The 18,025-nt window shown below is 70.3% G+C and carries 16 protein-coding genes and 1 pseudogene; 12 read left to right on the forward strand and 5 right to left on the reverse strand.

Annotation, left to right across the window (positions count from 1 at the left end; translation table 11 throughout):
- From A5700_RS26460 to A5700_RS01485, 4 genes and pseudogenes are all read left to right on the forward strand, one after another.
- Nucleotides 1-407, forward strand: a pseudogene (locus A5700_RS26460) (esterase family protein); the annotation flags it as partial.
- 156 nt (nt 408-563) lie between these two features.
- The gene (locus tag A5700_RS01475; RefSeq protein ID WP_068069808.1) at nt 564-1,373 is read left to right on the forward strand and encodes a polysaccharide deacetylase family protein; all 810 of its coding nucleotides are present in this window, start codon (nt 564-566) and stop codon (nt 1,371-1,373) included.
- Between the two features lie 109 nt (nt 1,374-1,482).
- Nucleotides 1,483-2,769, forward strand: coding sequence for a lipase family protein (locus A5700_RS01480; protein ID WP_068069809.1), 1,287 nt, complete (start codon nt 1,483-1,485; stop codon nt 2,767-2,769).
- Nucleotides 2,770-2,778: 9 nt separating this feature from the next.
- Nucleotides 2,779-3,390, forward strand: a complete 612-nt coding sequence (locus A5700_RS01485) for a TetR/AcrR family transcriptional regulator (RefSeq protein WP_255377848.1) — start codon at nt 2,779-2,781, stop codon at nt 3,388-3,390.
- Nucleotides 3,391-3,409: 19 nt separating this feature from the next.
- On the opposite strand, the gene A5700_RS01490 is transcribed toward A5700_RS01485, so the two are convergent.
- Nucleotides 3,410-4,018, reverse strand: a complete 609-nt coding sequence (locus A5700_RS01490; protein WP_068069812.1) for a TetR/AcrR family transcriptional regulator — start codon at nt 4,016-4,018, stop codon at nt 3,410-3,412.
- Nucleotides 4,019-4,086: 68 nt separating this feature from the next.
- Here A5700_RS01490 and A5700_RS01495 point away from each other — a divergent pair, with 68 nt between their 5' ends.
- From A5700_RS01495 to A5700_RS01515, 5 genes are all read left to right on the forward strand, one after another.
- Nucleotides 4,087-4,917 (forward strand): alpha/beta fold hydrolase, encoded by an 831-nt coding sequence (locus A5700_RS01495; RefSeq protein WP_068069814.1) that lies wholly within the window; start codon nt 4,087-4,089, stop codon nt 4,915-4,917.
- A 32-nt stretch (nt 4,918-4,949) separates the two neighbouring features.
- A complete protein-coding gene (locus A5700_RS01500; protein WP_068069816.1) occupies nt 4,950-5,720 on the forward strand; it encodes an SDR family NAD(P)-dependent oxidoreductase in 771 nt (256 codons plus the stop codon).
- Nucleotides 5,721-6,081: 361 nt separating this feature from the next.
- On the forward strand, nt 6,082-7,686 hold the full coding sequence (gene fadD1, locus A5700_RS01505) for a fatty-acid--CoA ligase FadD1 (RefSeq protein WP_068069817.1): 1,605 nt from the start codon (nt 6,082-6,084) through the stop codon (nt 7,684-7,686).
- A 188-nt stretch (nt 7,687-7,874) separates the two neighbouring features.
- A complete protein-coding gene (locus A5700_RS01510) occupies nt 7,875-8,852 on the forward strand; it encodes a LacI family DNA-binding transcriptional regulator (RefSeq protein ID WP_068069819.1) in 978 nt (325 codons plus the stop codon).
- 78 nt (nt 8,853-8,930) lie between these two features.
- On the forward strand, nt 8,931-10,388 hold the full coding sequence (locus tag A5700_RS01515) for an aldehyde dehydrogenase (RefSeq protein ID WP_068069821.1): 1,458 nt from the start codon (nt 8,931-8,933) through the stop codon (nt 10,386-10,388).
- Nucleotides 10,389-10,434: 46 nt separating this feature from the next.
- On the opposite strand, the gene A5700_RS01520 is transcribed toward A5700_RS01515, so the two are convergent.
- A complete protein-coding gene (locus tag A5700_RS01520) occupies nt 10,435-12,657 on the reverse strand; it encodes an acyl-CoA dehydrogenase (protein ID WP_068069824.1) in 2,223 nt (740 codons plus the stop codon).
- Between the two features lie 179 nt (nt 12,658-12,836).
- Between A5700_RS01520 and A5700_RS01525 the strand changes: the two genes are divergently transcribed.
- Together A5700_RS01525 and A5700_RS01530 are read left to right on the forward strand one after the other, a co-directional pair.
- The gene (locus tag A5700_RS01525) at nt 12,837-13,424 is read left to right on the forward strand and encodes a TetR/AcrR family transcriptional regulator (protein ID WP_068069825.1); all 588 of its coding nucleotides are present in this window, start codon (nt 12,837-12,839) and stop codon (nt 13,422-13,424) included.
- A gap of 76 nt (nt 13,425-13,500) precedes the next feature.
- The gene (locus A5700_RS01530; RefSeq protein WP_068069827.1) at nt 13,501-14,580 is read left to right on the forward strand and encodes a DUF190 domain-containing protein; all 1,080 of its coding nucleotides are present in this window, start codon (nt 13,501-13,503) and stop codon (nt 14,578-14,580) included.
- Between the two features lies 1 nt (nt 14,581).
- Here the strand turns inward: A5700_RS01530 and A5700_RS01535 are convergent, their stop codons facing one another.
- The 3 genes from A5700_RS01535 to A5700_RS01545 form a co-directional block, all read right to left on the reverse strand.
- Nucleotides 14,582-15,475, reverse strand: a complete 894-nt coding sequence (locus tag A5700_RS01535) for a fructose bisphosphate aldolase (RefSeq protein ID WP_068069854.1) — start codon at nt 15,473-15,475, stop codon at nt 14,582-14,584.
- Nucleotides 15,476-15,587: 112 nt separating this feature from the next.
- Nucleotides 15,588-16,163 carry a cytochrome b gene (locus tag A5700_RS01540; RefSeq protein ID WP_068069829.1) on the reverse strand — a complete coding sequence of 192 codons (576 nt, stop codon included), beginning with the start codon at nt 16,161-16,163 and terminating at the stop codon, nt 15,588-15,590.
- Nucleotides 16,160-17,182 (reverse strand): catalase family peroxidase, encoded by a 1,023-nt coding sequence (locus A5700_RS01545; RefSeq protein WP_068069855.1) that lies wholly within the window; start codon nt 17,180-17,182, stop codon nt 16,160-16,162. The genes A5700_RS01540 and A5700_RS01545 overlap by 4 nt, the downstream gene beginning before the upstream one ends.
- 461 nt (nt 17,183-17,643) lie before the next feature.
- On the opposite strand from A5700_RS01545, the gene A5700_RS01550 reads away from it, so the two are divergent.
- Nucleotides 17,644-18,015, forward strand: a complete 372-nt coding sequence (locus A5700_RS01550) for an STAS domain-containing protein (RefSeq protein ID WP_068069832.1) — start codon at nt 17,644-17,646, stop codon at nt 18,013-18,015.
- Nucleotides 18,016-18,025: the final 10 nt, after the last annotated feature.

The raw sequence follows: 18,025 nt of genomic DNA on the forward strand, positions 1-18,025 counted from the left end.
CGAATGTCGGTCCCAAGGACGTGACCGTCGCCAAGCTGTACGGCGGAAACCAGGCCGCCTGGGCGGCGTTCGACCCGATCACCGTCATGACGCGCCACGGCCGCTACACCGGCCTGTCCGGGTGGTTCGACGTTCCCGGGTCGGGCGACGCCCACAGCCTCGCGGAGCAGGGCAACCCCACCCTCGCCGGCAGCGATCCCAACGCCAACCCCGAGGGTCAGGACGCCGCGGCCCGCGCGCTGTGCGCCGCGGCCACCGCCAACGGGATCTCCTGCGCCGTGGTGACCCAGCCGGGCAAGCACGACTGGCCGTTCGCCGCCGAGGCGTTCACCGCGGCGCTGCCGTGGCTGGCCGGCACGCTGGGCACGCCGAGCGTCGAACCGGTGCCGCTGCCGCACGGCGGCTAGCGGCCGGCCGGGAATTCACAGCCGACCCTCCGGGGCCGCATCCGCCATATCGGTGCAGGTAGTGGTACGGTTCGCTGCTGTGGCTGCCAAGCTCCGCCCCGCCGGTGGTTCCCCGGGGAACCCGCCCGCGCCGCGCCGCGCGCGTGCGTGCCGGCCATGAATCGGCGCCAGTTCCTGGGATCCCTCGCCGCGTCCGTGGTCGCCGGCGTAGGGGCGGCCCGCCTGATCGTGGACCCGCAGCCGCGCACCTTCGCGCAGACGCCGGCTCTGGACGTCCCGACGTCGGGTCCGGTCGCGCCCATGGCGTTGCTGCCGCCGCCTCCGGCCGACACCCGCATACCCCTGCCCGGCGGCGGGGCGCTGATGAAGATTCCCGGTGACGGTGACCTGCTGGCGCTGACGGTCGACGACGGCGTCAACAGCGAGGTGGTGCGCGCCTACACGCAGTTCGCCAAGGACACCGGCGTGCGGCTGACGTACTTCGTCAACGGCGTCTACGACTCCTGGACCGAGAACCTGGAGATGCTGCGCCCGCTGGTCGACAGCGGCCAGATCCAGCTGGGCAACCACACCTGGTCGCACCCGGACCTCACCTCGTTGACCAAAGAGCAAGTCTCGCAACAACTCACGCGTAACGACGAGTTCTTGAAGAAGACCTACGGGATCGGCGCCAAGCCCTACTGGCGGCCGCCGTACGCCAAGCGCAACGCGGCCGTCGACGCCGTCGCCGCCGATCTCGGCTACACGGTGCCGACGCTGTGGTCGGGCTCGCTGTCGGATTCGACGCTCATCACCGAGGACTACATCGTGCAGATGGCCGACAAGTACTTCACCCCCCAAGCCATCGTCATCGGTCACCTCAATCACCTGCCGGTGACGCACGTTTACCCCGAGCTCGTCGACACCATCCGGTCGCGCAACCTGCGCACCGTCACCCTCAACGACGTGTTCCTGAAGACTCCGTAGCCCGCCGGGCGCCGCGCCGCCCGAAACCGCGCGGCCGCCGCGCCGCCCGAATCTCTAATATTTTAGAGAAATGCCCCCGCCGGAGAGCGGCCGTTGTTAGCGTTCCGTTATGCGCTGGGGTGGGGGCTTGTGTGTGGTGCTGCTGGTTGCGGTCGCGGCACTGCTCGGAACCGGAAATGCGGCCGCCGACGGCGACGAGCCGCAATACGCGGAGTTCTATGCGCCACCGGACCCGTTGCCACCGGGCAAACCGGGCGACCTGATCCGGACCGAGCCGTCGCGCCTGGTGCTCGAACCGTCCGGCCAGCTCGGGGCAATTATGGCTACCGGGACGCGAATCATGTACCGCAGCACCGACACTCGCGGCAATCCGATCGCGGTCACCGGCACCTACTTCGAGCCCTACAACGACTGGCCTGGCAAGGGGCCGCGGCCGTTGCTCAGTTACGCGCCCGGCACGCAGGGGCAGGGTAACCAGTGCGCGCCGTCGCGAATGTTCAACCAAGGCATCCACTATTCGGGTGGCTGGGACATCATGTTCAACTACGAGGAGCTGTTCGTCGCCACGATGGTCGCGCGCGGCTTCGCGATCGTCATGACCGATTACCAGGGCCTGGGCACGCCGTCGATGCACACCTACGTCGGGCGGATCGCGGAGGGCCAGGCCGTGCTCGACGCCGCCCGCGCGGCGCAGCAGCTGCCGGGGACATCGCTGGATCCGCATGGCCCCGTGGCCTTTTGGGGTTATTCCCAGGGTGGCGGCGCCACCGCGTCGGCGGCAGAGCTGGCCGCCTCCTACGCCCCGGAACTGCACATCGTGGGCACCTATGCCGGGGCGCCACCGGCCGACCTGAAGGAGCTGTTCCCCTACGCGGACGGCAGCGCGCTGGTCGGTGTCGTCGGCTATGCGCTCAACAGCGTGATGGCCGCCTACCCGGAATTCGCCGACGTCATCCGTTCCAAGATGACGCCGCGGGGACTGGCGATGCTGGAATCGGTGTCGCGCCAGTGCGTCGGCCAAACCATCATCGACTTCATGTTCCGGCATCTGCAGCCCTACTTCACCGAGGACATCAACCAGCTGGTCAACGAGGAACCCTTCAGCACACTGCTCGACGACCAGCGGATCGGGCGCCACAAGCCCAACGCGCCAGTGCTGCTCGACAGCAACCGCTACGACCCACTGGTGCCCCATGGTCCCGTCGTGCAACTCGCCAACGACTGGTGCGCCCAGGGCGCCGACGTCGAGATGCGCACCAACGAAGAGCCGCCCTTCCTCAACAAGCTCGTCCTCAACCACGCCCTGCCGATGCTCGTCGACGGCGAGCCGGCCATGCAGTGGATCGCCGCCCGGTTCAACGGCGAACCGACCGCGCCCAACTGCGGCCAGTTTTAGACTGGACGCATCGCTAGGAGACACAACGCGGCCGAGCGGCGGCGCGACCTCGCCGACGCCGCGATCGCGCTGCTCGGCGGCGCCGGCTTGCACGGGGTGAGCCACCCGAAGGTCGACGACCGCGCCGGGGTGCCGGCCGGTACCGCCTCGTTCTACTTCCGAACACGCAAGTCCCTGCTGCACGCCGTGGCGGCCCGGCTCACCGAGCTCGACGTCGCCGACTTCTCCCGGATGGCCGAACTCGCCGACACGTCAACGGATTTCGCGGGCACCGCCGGGCTGGCGCGGATCGTCATGTACGTCAACAGCGAGCCGTGGCTGACCCGCGCCAAGGCGCGCTACGAGCTGGCCCTGCTCGCCGGCCGGGACGCGGAGCTGGCCGCGATCCTGGACGCGTCCGCGAAGCGGCTCTACGCGCTGGCGCGCGGGGTCGTCACCCAGTGGCACCCGGCGGGCAGCGACCCCGACCCCGCGCTGATCGACGACCAGGCGGTGGCCACGCTGGCGTTCATCAACGGCATCATGCTGACGTTCGTCGCCAATCAGCCGGCGGTGCAGGACGCCGAGCGCCTCGATCGGCTGCTGCAGGGTGTCATCGCCGGCGTCGCGCAAGTCCGCTGATTGTCGTGCGGCGCAACGGTTATCGTTGCTCTAGCAATCCGTCGATCAACCGGTGCAGCACCTGGCGGGTCTCCCGGCGGCTGCGCTTCGGGTCGTCCGCGGTGGCGATGACCATGGCCGCCTCGTCGAGCGCGCCGATCAGCACGTGCGCCAGCGGGCGCACCGGCTGGCGGGCCAGTTGGCCGGCGCGGATGGCCTCGGTCAGGAGCTCCTCGGTCATGCCCAGGCTGTAGCGCTGGGCGACGTCGCGAAACTCCGCCCAGCCGAGCACGCTCGGCGCGTCCAGCAGGATCAGCTGGCGCACTTCGGGATCGCCGGATACCTCGAGCCACGCGTCGACCGCGGCGCGGATCGCGTCGGCCGGGGTGCTCGCCCCCGATCCGGCGACCACCGCGGCCATCCGCGCCATGACGTCCTGCTCGACCACCTCGACCACCTCGCGGAATAGCGTTGCCTTATCCGCGAATTGGTGATACATCGCGCCCCGGGTGACCCCCGCCGCGGTGGCGATCTCCGGGGTGCCAACCTCCGCATAACCCCGCAGCCCCCACAGCTTGCGGGCGGCGGCGATCAGCGCATCGCGGGTGGCCGCGGAGCGCTCTTCTTGGGTCCGTCTCTTGCTTTCCATACAGCCTGTCGGTAACTTACGAACAGACAGCCTGTTTGTAAATGTATCGGGTAACCAGAGGAGTTTTCATGTCGACGATCGACATTAGTGCCGGAACGATCCATTACGAAGCGACGGGACCCAGCGACGGCAGGCCCGTCGTCTTCGTGCACGGCTACATGATGGGCGGCGAACTGTGGCGGCCCGTCGGGACGAGGCTGGCCGAGCGCGGCCTGCGATGCATCGCGCCCACCTGGCCGCTGGGCGCGCATCCGCAGCCGCTGCGGCGCGGCGCGGACCGCACCATCGCCGGGGTCGCGGACATGGTCGCCGAAACACTGCAGGCCCTCGACCTGCGCGACGTGGTGCTGGTGGGCAACGACACCGGCGGGGTGTTGACGCAGATGGTGGCCGTACACCACCCGGAGCGGTTGGGCGCGCTCGTCCTCACGAGTTGCGATGCATTCGAACACTTTCCACCGCCGATTCTCAAGCCGCTGATTCTGGCCGCCGCGTCCAAGGCGACGTTCCGGGCGGCGGCCCAGGCCATGCGCCTGCCGGCCGCGCGCCGGCGCGCCTATGCCGGCCTGGCGCACACCGACATCGACGACCTCACGCAACAGTGGGTGCGGCCGGCACTGTCCGACCCGGCGATCACCGAAGACCTGCGGCGCTTCACGCTGTCGCTGCGCCAAGAGGTGACCACGGCGGTGGCCGCCCGGTTGCCCGAATTCGACAAGCCGGCGCTCATCGCGTGGTCGGCCGACGACGTGTTCTTCGAGCAGGCCGACGGCGCGCGGTTGGCGCAGCTCATTCCGCAGGCCCGCCTCGAGGTGATCGCCGACGCGCGCACCTTCTCCATGCTGGACCAGCCGGACCGGCTCGCCGACCTGCTGTCGTCGATCGCGGTGCCCGCGTAGCGCTGCGCCGCCGCGGCGGTAGCGTCGTGCCCATGTCAGACGCGACGTTGCCGCTGCGCGGTAGGCGGATCCTGGTCACCGGCGCAGCCACCGGCATCGGCGCGGCCGCCGTCGGCACCCTGGCCGCGGCCGGCGCCGACGTCGTGGCCACCTATCACCAGACGCCGCCGCCGGACAACCTCGCGGCCGGCTGGCTGCAGTGCGACGTGCGCGACGCGGACGCCGTCGCGGCCATGGTGCAGCAGGCGGCCGAACGGTTGGGCGGACTCGACGTCTTGGTGAACGCGGCGGGCCTGTGGCAGGCCGGCATCCCCGGTTACATCGACGCCGACGACATCTCGTTCCTGTTGGACACCAACGTCAAAGCGACCATCCTCACCAATCAGGCTGTCTACGCGGTGATGAAGAGCCAGGATCCCCGGGGTGGGCGGATCATCAACTTCGGTTCCTCGGAAGCCGTGATGGGCAGCCCGATCTCGGCCGTCTACGCCGCGACCAAGGGCGCGGTGCAGGCCTGGACACGTTCGGCCGCCAAGGCGTGGGCCGCCGACAACGTCACCGTCAACGCGTTGGCGCCCGCGGTGCAGACGCCCGGCGCCGACCGGCTGCGCGCTTTTCTCGGTCCGGAGGCGGGCGCGCTCATCGATCAGCAGATGAAGATGATGATCCCGCTCGGCGGCGCGCTCGGTGACCCCGCCCGGGACGTGGGACCGATGCTGGTCTTCCTGGCCGGGCCGGGTTCGCGGTTCATCACCGGGCAACTGCTCGCCGTGGACGGCGGCCTGATGATGGTCGGCGGATAACGCCGCCGGACGCCGGTTACGGCGCGGTGCCCCCCGGCTCGCAACGCCGGCCGTCGCGACGCCCGGCGGGTTGGATGGGCTGCGGGCGCGCGGTGGCGCGCCGGAGCCCGCGGGCGCGATTCCGCAGCAGCACGAGCGACCTGCCAAGTTCGAACAACATGGGGCAATCATCGCCGAAGCCCCCGGCCGAGCCGGGATACGCGCGGCCGTGGCCGGGAAATCCTGCGCGACAGGGGCGTGAAGCTTTGCACAACACCTCCGCGATGCCGGCCCCTCGCCGCGGCGCGGCGGCGCCGAGGCGGCGGCTATCCTAAGACGGACCGTCTCGTCTCGCACGGCAGAGTGAAGGTGCACCCGGACAATGACTGACGACACGATTCAAGCGCTGCTGCGCAAGCGCCTGGCCGATCCGGCGGTCGCGGTCAAACATCAAGACGCGCAATGGTCCTGGCGTGATTACCTGGCTGGGGCGACGGCCCGGGCGGCGGCGTTGATCGCCGCGGCGGACCCGCAACGGCCTATGCACGTCGGCGCGCTGCTCGGCAACACCCCCGAGATGCTGAGCCAAATGGCGGCCGCCGGGCTCGGCGGTTACGTGCTGTGCGGCCTGAACACCACCCGCCGCGGCGACGCCCTGGCCGCCGACGTCCGGCGCTCGGACTGCCAGTTCGTGGTGACCGACGCCGAGCACCGCCCGCTGCTCGACGGCCTCGACCTGGGCGCGGTCCGGATCCTCGACAGCTCGACGCCGCAGTGGGCAGAGTTCGTCGAGGCCGCGAGCGCGCTGACGCCGCACCGCGACGTCACCGCAATGGACGCGTTCATGATGATCTTCACCTCCGGCACCAGCGGCAATCCCAAGGCGGTGCAGGTGTCTCACTTCATGGCCACCGTCGCCGGTCTCAGCCTCGCGCAGCGCTTCGACCTCACCGAACGGGACACCTGCTACGTCTCGATGCCGCTGTTTCACTCCAACGCGGTCGTGGCGGGCTGGGCGCCGGCGGTGTGCTCGGGCGCCGCAATCGTGCCTGCGAAGTTCTCGGCGAGCAGCTTCCTCGACGACATCCGCCGCCACAACGCCACCTACATGAACTACGTCGGCAAACCGTTGGCCTACATCCTGGCCACGCCGCGCCGCGCCGACGATGCCGACAACCCGCTGCGGGTGGCGTTCGGCAACGAGGCCAACGATAAAGACATCGAGGAGTTCGGGCGGCGGTTCGGCGTGCAGGTGGAAGACGGTTTCGGGTCGACCGAGAACGCCGTGATCGTGATCCGCGAACCCGGCACGCCCAAGGGGTCGATCGGCCGGGGCGCCGACGGGGTGGCGATCTACCACAGCGACACCGTCACCGAATGCGCGGTCGCGCGCTTCGACGCCGACGGGGCGCTGCTCAACGCCGACGAGGCGGTGGGCGAGCTGGTCAACACCGCGGGATCCGGCTTCTTCACCGGCTACTACAACGACCCGCAGGCCAACGCCGAGCGGATGCGGCACGGCATGTACTGGTCGGGCGACCTCGCGTATCGCGACGCCGACGGCTGGATCTACCTCGCCGGGCGCACCGCGGACTGGATGCGGGTGGACGGCGAAAACCTCGCCGCCGCCCCCATCGAACGGATCCTGCTGCGGCACAACGCTATCAACAGGGTGGCCGTGTACGCCGTCCCGGACGGCCATGTCGGTGACCAGGTGATGGCCGCGGTCGTCCTCAACGACGGCCACACGCTGCAGCCCGCGGAGTTCGAGGCGTTCTTGGCCGCGCAGCCGGACCTGTCCCCGAAGGCGCGCCCCCGCTACCTGCGCATCGCGGCCGACCTGCCCAGCACCGCCACCCACAAGGTTCTCAAGCGCCAGCTGATCGCGCAGGGCACCGCTTGCGAAGGGGGCGACATCCTCTGGGAGCGCGAATCCCGCGGCACGGCTTACCGTTCCGTGGCGCTCGGCGCCCGGTCGGCGGGGTGAGCCGGTCTGGCCGGCACGCGGTGCCGTAGGGCAGCGTCAGGTCGGGGATGACCGCATGCATTTCCGCGCGCACCCGCGGCCCCTTCGTGCGGCAGGCCGACTGCTCTCGCCGGCGATTCGCGGGGCGCGCGCGCCGCGAGGTGTCGGCGTGCCACGATGAGGCATGACCGGGCGCGGAAGGTGAGGCAGTGAGCACCGATAAAGCCGCGCGACCCACCACCGCCGACGTCGCCCGCCTGGCCAGCGTGTCCACCGCCACGGTCAGTTACGTGCTCAACAACGCCGAGGGCCGCCGCATCTCCGCCGACACCCGCGAAGCGGTCTACCGGGCCGCGAAGCTGCTCGGCTACCGGCCCAACCTCGCCGCGCGCAACCTCGCCCGCGGCAAGGGCGGCGTCGTGCTCTACGTGGTCCCGCACGTGGCCGTCGGTGAGATGCCGATGCAGGCCGGCAGCCGGATGACGACAGCGCTGGCGCGGCAGGGTCTGCTGCAGGTGCAGATCTTCGAGACCGATGACGACCAGCACGTGGTCGACGCGATCCAGAACCTGGATCCGGTGGCGGTGACGAGCCTGTTCCCGCTCAGCGCGGTGGCGTTGCACGCGGTGCGCGCCGCGGGCATTCCGCACATCGACATCGGTACGCTGCCCGCGCTCGGTGACCCGCATCTGGCCGTCGGCGAGATGCGGGTCGACCATCTGGTCTCGCGCGGGCATCGACGAATCGCGTTCGCCTACACCGGGATTGCCCGGTGGCGCCCCCTGGGTGACTACTGGTTCGAGGGGGTGTCCCGAGCGGCGCGGCTGCGTGACCTGCCGCCCGTGCGCGTCGGCGAGGTCACCCTCGACAACGCCGCGACGGTGGTGACCGGCTGGGTCGCCGACGGGGTGACCGCGGTGTGCGCCCAGAGCGACGAGATCGCGTGCCTGGTGCTCTACGGGCTGCACCGGGCGGGGCTGGCCTGCCCCGGCGACCTGGCGGTGATGGGCGTCGACGCCAGCCCGATGGGCGTGATGAGCACACCGCCGCTGACCACCGTGCAGTTCGACCCCGCGGCGGTCGCCGACGCCGCCGTCGCCGCCGTCTTCGAGCGGCTCGGGCATCCCGCCCCGCCGTCGCCGGAGCTCACCGACATCGCCCAGCTGGTCGTCCGGTCGTCGACCTAGCGGAGGCTGGACACCGCGCGGTTAAGCGCATAACCTTCGCCGTGGCGCCCCATTCGCGCAACGATGCCAGGAGGGTTTATGTCGGTGCAGGCTGTGTTGGACGAGATTCGCGAGCGACCCGGCACGGGGGACGTCATCCCGATCATCGACCCGGCCACCGAGGAACAGCTCACCGAATTCACCGACTGCGGCCCGGAGGCCGTCGACGACGCCGTCGCGCGGGCCAAGGCGTCGGCGGAGTCCGGGGTGTGGTCGGGGATGCCCGACTATGACCGGGCCAAGGTGCTGTGGCGGGTCGCCGACCTGATCGACCAGAACGCCGAAATTCTGGCCGAACTGGAATCGGTCAACGCCGGCATCCCGCCGGCGCAGGCGCAGATCATCACCAAGGTCGGCTCGGAGTGGTTCCGCTATTACGCCGGGTGGTGCACCAAGATCGACGGCATCGCCCGCGACGTCAACACCGGCGGTCTCACCGGCGTCGACTCGCACCTGCACACGTACACGCTTCGGGAACCGTATGGCGTTGTCGGACTGATCTTTCCGTGGAACGGCCCGGTGTTCAACTTCTGCGCCAAGCTAGCGCCGTCGCTGGCGGCGGGGTGTAGCAGCGTGGTCAAGCCGGCCGAGGAGACGCCGCTGTCGGCCCTCGTGCTGGACCGGATCCTGGCCGAGGCGGGGGTGCCGGAGGGCGTGGTCAACCTGCTGCTCGGCTACGGCCACACCGCGGGCGCCGCGATCACCGCGCATCCCGACGTCGAGAAGGTCGCGTTCACCGGGTCCACCGAGGTCGGTCGGGCCATCGTGCACGCCGCGGCCGACAGCAACCTCAACAAGGTGACGCTGGAGCTGGGTGGCAAGTCCCCGGTCGTGATCTTCGACGACGCGAACCTCGACCTCGCGATCCCGATGGCGTCGTTCGGCACCTTCATCCACTCCGGCCAGGCCTGCGTGTGCGGCTCGCGGATCTTCGCCCAGCGCGGCGTCTACGAACGCGTCGTCGAGGGCATCGCCAACATGGCCAACCTCATGCAGCTCGGCGGCCCCAGGGACGAGGGCGCCATGGTCGGCCCGCTGATCAGCCAGAAGCAGTTGACCCGGGTTCTGGGCTACCTCGAGCAGGGCAGATCCGACGGCGCGGAACTGGTCACCGGCGGGCACCGCCTGGACCGCAAGGGCTATTTCGTGCACCCGACCGTCGTCACCAACGTGGACCCGGATACGAGCCGGTTGTTCCAAGAGGAGATCTTCGGACCCGTGGTGACCATCCTGCCCTTCGACGACGAGGACGAGGTCGTCGCGCTGGCCAACAACAGCACCTACGGGCTGGCCGCCACCACCTGGACGAGTGACCTCGGTCGGGCACACCGAATGGCCAAGCGGCTCAAGGCCGGAACGGTCGGCCTCAATTGTCAGATGCAGTTCGACCACTCGATGCCGTTCGGCGGGTACAAGCAGTCCGGCTGGGGTTATGAGTCCGGCAAGGCCGGCATCGAGACCTACCTGCAGACCAAGATCGTCTGGGCGCAGATGTAAGCGGGGCGCACACCGGAGCGGGCGGCCAGTTGCACGCTCGGCGGCCCTACTTTCGCGGCAGGCCCAGGATCATCTGCGCGATGATGTTGAGCTGGATCTCCCGGGTGCCGCCGCCGATCAGTTCGGCGGGCAGGTGCAGGTACGGCCGCACGACGGGCGGGTCGGAATCGGCGACCATCGCCAGCTTGCCGGTCAGCTGCAGGGTGGCCTCGAAGGTGTTGCGCAGCAACACGTTCATCGCGACCTTGGCGATGCTCGACGCCGGCCCGGACGCCTGGCCGTCGAGCAGCCGGATGGTCTCCCGCACACCCAGCGCCTTGATGGCATTGGTGTAGGCGTCGAGTTCGCCGAGCGCGCGCTGCGCGTCGTCGCGGTCCGGGCCCGGCTCGGCGGCCAGCCGGCGCACCGCGGCGGCGCGGTCGAACTTCACGTAACCGCTAATGGCCGAACGCTCTTCGGCCATGGTGGCGATCGCGAGGTTCCAGCCGCCGGTCGCGTCGCCGAGCAGCATCTCGTCGGGAATGAAGACGTCGGTGAGGAAGACCTCGTTGAAATGCGCTTCGCCCGTGGCCATCTTGATCGGGTGCACGTCGATCCCGGGGGTGCGCATGTCGAGGATGAAGTAGCCGATGCCCCGGTGTTTGCTCGCCTCGGGGTCCGTGCGCGCCAGCAGGGCGCCGTAGTCCGCGCGGTTGGCGGCCGACGTCCAGATCTTGTGCCCGTTGATGTTCCAGCCGCCGTCCACTTTGGTGGCGCGAGTGCTCAGCGCGGCCAGGTCAGATCCGGCGCCGGGCTCGCTGAACAGCTGGCACCACGCGAGTTCGCCGCGCTGCGTCGGTGGAATCAGCTTCTCCTGCAGGTCCGGTGGCGCGGCGCGCAGGACCGACGGCAGGATCCACTCGGCGATGCCCAGCGAGGGCCGCACCAGGTCCGGGCGCTTGGCGAATTCGTCGTCGATGATCAGCTGCCGTAGCGGGCCGGCGTCCAGGCCCCACGGCGGCGGCCAATGCGGCGCGATGAGGCCCGCCTCGGCGATCAGGGTGCGTTGGGGCCCGATCTTGAATTCGTCGTAGTCGCCCTGACGCCCCGGCTGGTCGTTGCTCAGTGTGCATGCGGCGTCCAGTGTTTCGGCCACCTGCGTCCGGAAGCCGGCCTCTGCGTCGCCCAGATCGACCGACATGTCCCGCTGGCGGGTGCTGGTCAGCTGTCCCAGCCGCCGGGCCCACCGGCTGGCCGGCCCGATCGACGCGGCCAAGCTGATCGCCCGCCGCCAGTACAGGTGCAGGTCGTGCTCCCACGTGAACCCGATGGCGCCGAACATGGTCAGCGCGTCTAGGACCAGGTCGGGCACGGGCGAGATGGCGATGGTCGCCGCGCCCGCCGCGGCGATCTGGTGCTGCTCGAGGGACTCGTCGAGCGCGCGCACGGCGTCCCAGGCCGCCGCGGTGGCCAGCTCGCTGTTGATCAACAGCATCGCGGCGCTGTGTTGCAAGGCCTGGAAGGTGCCGATCACCTTGCCGAATTGCTCGCGGCTGCGCAGGTGCGCGGTGACGGCCTCGACGCACCACTGCGCGATACCACAGGTCATGCTGGCGACCAGGCCCAGCGCGACGCAGCGGGCGCGGTCCGCGTCGAGTCCGGTGAGCACCGCGTCCTCGGCGGCGCGGTAGTCGTCGACCCGCAGCACGCCGGTGTCGGCGATCAGGTCGGTGCCCGGCAGCAAGTCGACTGTCACGGCGGGGTTTTCGATGTCGACGACAGCCCAGACCACGCCGTCGTCGCCGCGGGCGCCCAGCAGGACCAGTCGCGCCGCGCCCAGGCCCGCGGCCTCCTGCGAGGCGCCGGAGATCAACCACCGGCCACCCTCGGCGCGCGCCCGGAAGTCGCCGTCGTCGGGCAGCACCACCGCGGCCGGTGCACCGGCCGCCAGGTCGCGCACCAAGGCCTGCGCGGCCGGGGTGGGCTCGGCGAGCAGCGCGACCGCACCCGCGGTGACCGTCGACAGCAGCGGCCCGGGCAGCAGCGCCTTGCCGGCCGCTTCGAGGACGCAGGCCGCGTCGATCAGTCGACCGCCCTGCCCGCCCAGCTCCTCGGGGACGTGGACGGCGTGAAAACCGTTGCCCACCAACGTTTTCCACCACGTCGGCAGCCGCCCCGCGGCGAGCTGGTCGAAGTGGTCTCGGGTGGTGGCGATCGGGGCGTGCCGGGCGGCGAACTGCGCGACGGCGTCGCTGAGGTCTTGTTGTTCCGGGCTGAGGCCGAGGGTCATGACGACGGCCGGAGGGCGACTGGTGTGGGCCGCACGGGCTGCTACCCTTCCGCGGTTGGGGACTGCTTCTCGCTGCGGCGACCCGCCTCGAGACAAGACGGACCGTCTCGTCTTGTGGCAGACTACCGGGGGTAGTCGCGAGATGTAAAGCGGGCTGATGCGCAGTGAGGATCCCCCCCATGCCAAGCGATCTCACCCAGGCGGGTGCGCCGCGGCGGCGCAGCGAGAGATCGCGCACGGCGATCGTCACCGCCACCCGCGAACTGCTGCTCGAGCGCGGATTCGACGGCCTGAGCATCGAGGCGGTCGCCGCCCGCGCGGGCGTCGGAAAGCAGACGATCTACCGTTGGTGGCCGAGCCGACCGGCGCTGGTCGCCGACGTCATGCTCGAGGACGCCGACAAACTCGTGGCCTCCGTCGCCGACAGCGGCGACCTGACCGCCGATCTGGTGGCCTGGGTCGGCAAGCTGGTCGCCAGCCTGACCACCGCCCGCGGTTCGGCGATGCTGCGCACGTTGACCGTCGCCTGCATGGAGCACGAGGAAACGGCGGTCCGGCTGCGCGCCGGGTTCAGCGCGCCGCTGCACGACAGCGTGCGGACCCGGCTGCTGGCCGGGGGCATCGACGCCGGGGTCGCCGAATCGGCCGCGGACGCCATCGTCGGCGGCGTCGTCTACCCCCTCCTCTCCGGCGCCCAGGCCTACTCGCGGCGGCGCGCCGAACGGACCACGCGCCTCATCGTCGGGGCGCTCGGCGACGGCCGCTGACCCCCGGCCGGGCACTGCGCCGTCACGGCCCGTCCGGGCGCCGTAAACTGCCGGCAGCAACGCCCGAGGAGCGGCCGTGGACCACGATTGCCTGAAGCTGACCACCTATTCGGCCGAGCGCCGGCGCACCGCCCAGGGATTCGTCTCCGACCAGATGCTCGACCTGTACGCGCGCCACGACGTCGCCTGCGGGATCGTGTTGCGCGGGATCAGCGGCTTCGGCACCGGCCGGCACCTGCGCACGGATCAGTCGCTGACGCTGTCCGAGGATCCCCCGGTGGCGATCAGCGCGGTCGACACCACCGCGAGGATCGAGGCGCTGATCGACCCGGTGCTCGCCCTTCAGCAACGCGGCCTGGTGACCCTCGAGCGGGCCCGCCTGTTGCGCGGCGACGCCGGCCGCAGCGGGCTGCCCGACGAGCTGCCCGAGGCCGTCAAGTTGACCATCTACGTCGGCCGCAAGGAGCGGGTCAACGGCGCGCCCGCCTACGTCGCGCTCTGCGACCTGATGCACCGGCGCCGGCTCGCCGGCGCGTCGGTCTTCCTGGGCGTCGACGGGGTCTCGCACGGGCGGCGCCAGCGCGCGCACTTCCTGGGCCGCAACGCCGACGTGCCGATGATGATCGTGGCCGTCGGGTCGGGGGACCGCATCGGCCAAGTGGTGCCGGAGCTGGGCACGTTACTGCGCAGGCCCCTGTTCACCCTCGAACGCGTCCGGGTGTGCAAACGGGACGGGACGCTGCTGGAACGCCCGGACCCGTTGCCCGGCGTCGACGAGCACGGGCTGCCGCTGTTCCAGAAGTTGGCGATCTACACCCGCGAGTCGGCGCATCACGCCGGCGTGCCGATCCACCGGGCGCTGGTCGCCGAGCTTCGCCGACGCCGCGGTCCCGACGGCGCGACGGTGCTGCGCGGGGTCTGGGGCTTTCACGGCGAGCACCGGCCGCACGGCGACACGCTGATGTCGCTGACCCGGCGGGTGCCGGTGCTGACCGTCGTCATCGACACCCCGGCCAACATCGCCGAATCCTTCGACGTCGTCGACGAGGTGACCCGCGAACAGGGGCTGGTCACCAGCGAGCTGGTCCCCGCGCTGGTGTCCGACGACGGCGACACCGGCCAGGGCCCGCCGCGGCTGGCGCGGCACCGGTACTAGGTCAGCCGGCGACCGAGGCGTCGTAGATCGCCTGGATGGACTTGTCCAGGGTGGCGTCGAACTGCTCGTCAGACTGCTGGGCCGACAGGCCCTCGGTCAGCGCCCGGCTGAAGCTGGCGATCAGGCCGGCGTTTTTGGCCAGCAGTTCGTCGGCCTCCTCGCGGGAGTAGCCACCGGACAGGGCGACGACGCGCATGACCTTCGGGTGCTCGATCAGCGGCCGGTAGAAGTTCGCCTCGCTGGGCAGGCTCAGCTTGAGCATCACCCGCTGCCCGTCGGGCACCGTGTCGAGCTGCTTGGTGATCTCGTCGCGCAGGATCTGCTCGGCCTGCGCCTTGTCCGAGATCGAGATGGTGATCTCGGGCTCGATGATGGGCACCAGGCCGTGGGACAGCACCTGGTGGGCCACCTCGAACTGCTGGGCTACCACCGCGGCGATGCCCTGCTGGTTGGCGCCGCCGATCACCGACCGCTCCTTGGTGCCGAACACCCCTTTGCTGACGGCCCGCCTCAGCAGGTCGTCCAGCCCCGGGATCGGCTTCATCAACTGCACGTCGTCGGAGGCGTCCGCGAGACCCTTGTCGATCTTGAGGATGGGCACTACGCCCTTGGTCTCCCACAGGTAGGTGGTCGTCGGGGTGCCCTCGATGTCGCGGTCCATGGTCTGCTCGAACAGGATCGCCGCGAGCACGCGGTCGCCGTTGAACACCGGGGAGGTGATGATGCGCGACCGCATCTCGTGGATGAGGTCGAACATCTCCTCCTCGGAGGAGTAGGCGTCCTCCTCGATGCCGTACAAGCGCAGCGCCTTGGGCGTCGAGCCGCCACTTTGGTCGAGCGCGGCGATGAACCCCTTGCCGGAGGTCATCCGCTCGCTTTGCTGCTGGTTCGGCATCGAACTCTCCCAGTCTCTCGTGGTCCCGGTGGCCGCGCGCCTGCACGCTTGAATCGTGCCGATCATATTCGGCCGCTGCCCGGCCGGGCAGGCAGGCCACCGGAGGCGGTCCTCAGGCTTGCTCCGGGCGCACCCGCCGAGTGCGCCACAGCGCCATCCGGTCGAGGAGCCGGTCGCGCAGCACCAAGGTGTGGAAGAGTACCGCGCACATGTGCGCGGTAAACGCCGCGAACAGCAGGAACGCGAGGACGCCATGGCACTCGCGGAGCACGGCGAACAGGTCGAGGTTGCGCGGCGCGATGAACGGCAGCCGCAGCGGCCCGGCCAGCGTGACGGGGAATCGGGCCGCCGAGAGCATCGCCCACCCGGTCAGCGGCTGCACCAGCAGCAGCGCGTAGAGCAGGTACTCCGACCACGTCGCGATCCGGCGCTCGGCTCGGCTCATGGTGGCCAGGAACGCCGGCGGCCGGTGCGTCAGCCGGTTCGCCAGCCGGACCACGGCGAAGGCCAGGATCAGCAGGCCGACGGGCCGGTGGATGGCCAGCAACAACGGGTAGTACGCCAGGGCCGCGACCATCGTCACGCCCAGCAGCAGCTGGGCGATCACCATCGGCGCCATCAGCCAGTGCAGCAGCCGCGAGGCCAGCGTGAAGCGGGGCGTGGCCTGCGTCGCCGGCTCGGCGGTCACCGCTGCACCGTCCCCACGTCGACGGCGCTGGGCGTCTTGGGCTCCTCGGCGCGGCGGGTGAACGAGCGGGCGTAAACGGCCGACCGCGCCGCCAGCAGCGGATCGTCGGAGGCGGTGATGCCGTCGGGCAGCACCAGCGGGTCGAAGTTGACGTCGCGGGCGTTGCCGGGCCGTTCCGTCTGCACCGTGGTGATGGTGATGGTGCCGGCGTCGACGGTGCGGCGCTCGGCCGGCCAGGGCCGGGTGGCGTCGTGGGTCGGGTCCTGCGGCTCGCCGAGGGTCAGGATCAGGCGCCAGCTCACCGGCCGCGACGCCACCGTGCGGATGAGGTCGTCGAACAGGTAGTCCCGGCCCTGGCCGGGCGCGGCGGTGCCGGGCGCGTCCTGCGGCACCAGCGACCAGCGCACCGGCACCGTGGCGCCGACGCCGTTGGTGAAACGGAAGGCATTGAGCCCGTGGAACGCCGCGTCGGCGAATCCGGCGCTGGGCGGCGTCCGCTTGATGATCTGCATGGCGGCGACGGTCTCGGGGTGGCGGGCCAGGAAGGCGGCCATCAGCGCCGGGTCCGCCTTGCCGGTGTCGGCGCGGGGCTTCGACGCGACCAGCCGGTCGTAGAAACCCTGCGGCGTGCTGTCGGGGAAGACGGGGATGTTCACCATGGCGGTGCGCCACTGCTGGCTCTCGGGCCCGCGGAAGAGCAGGCCGAGCCCGCGCACGGTGTCGGTCTTGTCGGGCTGGTCGGGCAGGCCGCCGGACAGGGAGAACCGCCCGACGAGTGGGACGCTGCCTCGCCGGAAAATCGGTGACCGGCACACCGCGGCGCCGTCACCGGAGCTGGTGAACGTTCCGATCGCGCTGAGTCCCTTGGCGTGGTTGCGCCGGAAGCCGGCGTGACGGCCGTAGACGTGCTCGAAGCGGTCGGCGATCCGGGCCGGCGTGAGGGCGTCCGGCCGCAACCAGCCGCCGGCGTAGGCGAAACCGCCCACATCGACTGCGGCGATGCCGGCCACCGCGCCCATCCCCAGCACAGCGCGGCGGCGCAATAGGCCGCCCGCCGGCGGCGGTGCCGGGCTGGCCTCGACGGTTTCGTCCGCGGGTTCACCGTCGCGGTCATCGAGTTTCACGGCCACCATCCTTTACCGTTTCCGCAGCCCAGGCGGGGGGAATGGGAACGAAATGACTGGCGGCCGCCCGGGCGGGGGCTGGTGCCCAGGGCCGCTTGGCGTGTGACCGGCACACACATCCGGAGTACGTCGCCGCGCCCGAAATCGTTCAGCATTTTGAGGCGGGATCACCGCGTGTCCTACCATCGACTAAACACTTGTGGCGGTATCTGCTGTGAGTAGCGCAGATCAACGGGGTGAAGCTCCTCCGTAGGCAAGCGTGTGCCGTGGGGTTGAATCAACAGCTCCCAGGTTTTGACATTGGCTGTTCGGTAGTTAGCAGTGTCCCGTGAGGGACCGATTGTGAGTGATAGACCATGGGTGAACAACTCGGCGATTCCATCGATCCAACGGCTTTTGAAGTAGGAAAGCACCAGGTAGATCAGGCGGTTGTGCTCACCGTGTCCGGTGAGGTGGACATGCTCAGCTCGCCGCATCTGGCCGACGCCATCCAGACGGCGCTGGCCAACAAGCCCGCGGCGCTGATCGTCGACCTGTCGAAGGTCGACTTCCTGGCATCCGCGGGGATGACGGTCCTGGTGACCGCGCAAGCGGAGGCGGAGCCGCCGACGCGGTTCGCCGTGGTCGCCAACGGCGCGGCCACCAGCAGGCCGATCAAACTGATGGGCATCGACAGTGTGCTGTCGCTGTACAGCACGCTCGACGACGCGCTCACCGGCGTCGGTTGATGCTCGGGCC

Source organism: Mycobacterium sp. E1214 (assembly GCF_001666755.1).
In the GTDB taxonomy this organism is placed as follows: Bacteria; Actinomycetota; Actinomycetes; order Mycobacteriales; family Mycobacteriaceae; genus Mycobacterium.

Coding starts and splice junctions, on each gene's coding strand:
- A5700_RS01475 (WP_068069808.1), top strand. CDS start 564: ATGAATCGGCGCCAGTTCCTGGGATCCCTCGCCGCGTCCGTGGTCGCC.
- A5700_RS01480 (WP_068069809.1), top strand. CDS start 1,483: ATGCGCTGGGGTGGGGGCTTGTGTGTGGTGCTGCTGGTTGCGGTCGCG.
- A5700_RS01490 (WP_068069812.1), bottom strand. CDS start 4,018: ATGGAAAGCAAGAGACGGACCCAAGAAGAGCGCTCCGCGGCCACCCGC.
- A5700_RS01495 (WP_068069814.1), top strand. CDS start 4,087: ATGTCGACGATCGACATTAGTGCCGGAACGATCCATTACGAAGCGACG.
- A5700_RS01500 (WP_068069816.1), top strand. CDS start 4,950: ATGTCAGACGCGACGTTGCCGCTGCGCGGTAGGCGGATCCTGGTCACC.
- fadD1 (WP_068069817.1), top strand. CDS start 6,082: ATGACTGACGACACGATTCAAGCGCTGCTGCGCAAGCGCCTGGCCGAT.
- A5700_RS01515 (WP_068069821.1), top strand. CDS start 8,931: ATGTCGGTGCAGGCTGTGTTGGACGAGATTCGCGAGCGACCCGGCACG.
- A5700_RS01520 (WP_068069824.1), bottom strand. CDS start 12,657: ATGACCCTCGGCCTCAGCCCGGAACAACAAGACCTCAGCGACGCCGTC.
- A5700_RS01525 (WP_068069825.1), top strand. CDS start 12,837: ATGCCAAGCGATCTCACCCAGGCGGGTGCGCCGCGGCGGCGCAGCGAG.
- A5700_RS01535 (WP_068069854.1), bottom strand. CDS start 15,475: ATGCCGAACCAGCAGCAAAGCGAGCGGATGACCTCCGGCAAGGGGTTC.
- A5700_RS01545 (WP_068069855.1), bottom strand. CDS start 17,182: ATGGGCGCGGTGGCCGGCATCGCCGCAGTCGATGTGGGCGGTTTCGCC.
- A5700_RS01550 (WP_068069832.1), top strand. CDS start 17,644: ATGGGTGAACAACTCGGCGATTCCATCGATCCAACGGCTTTTGAAGTA.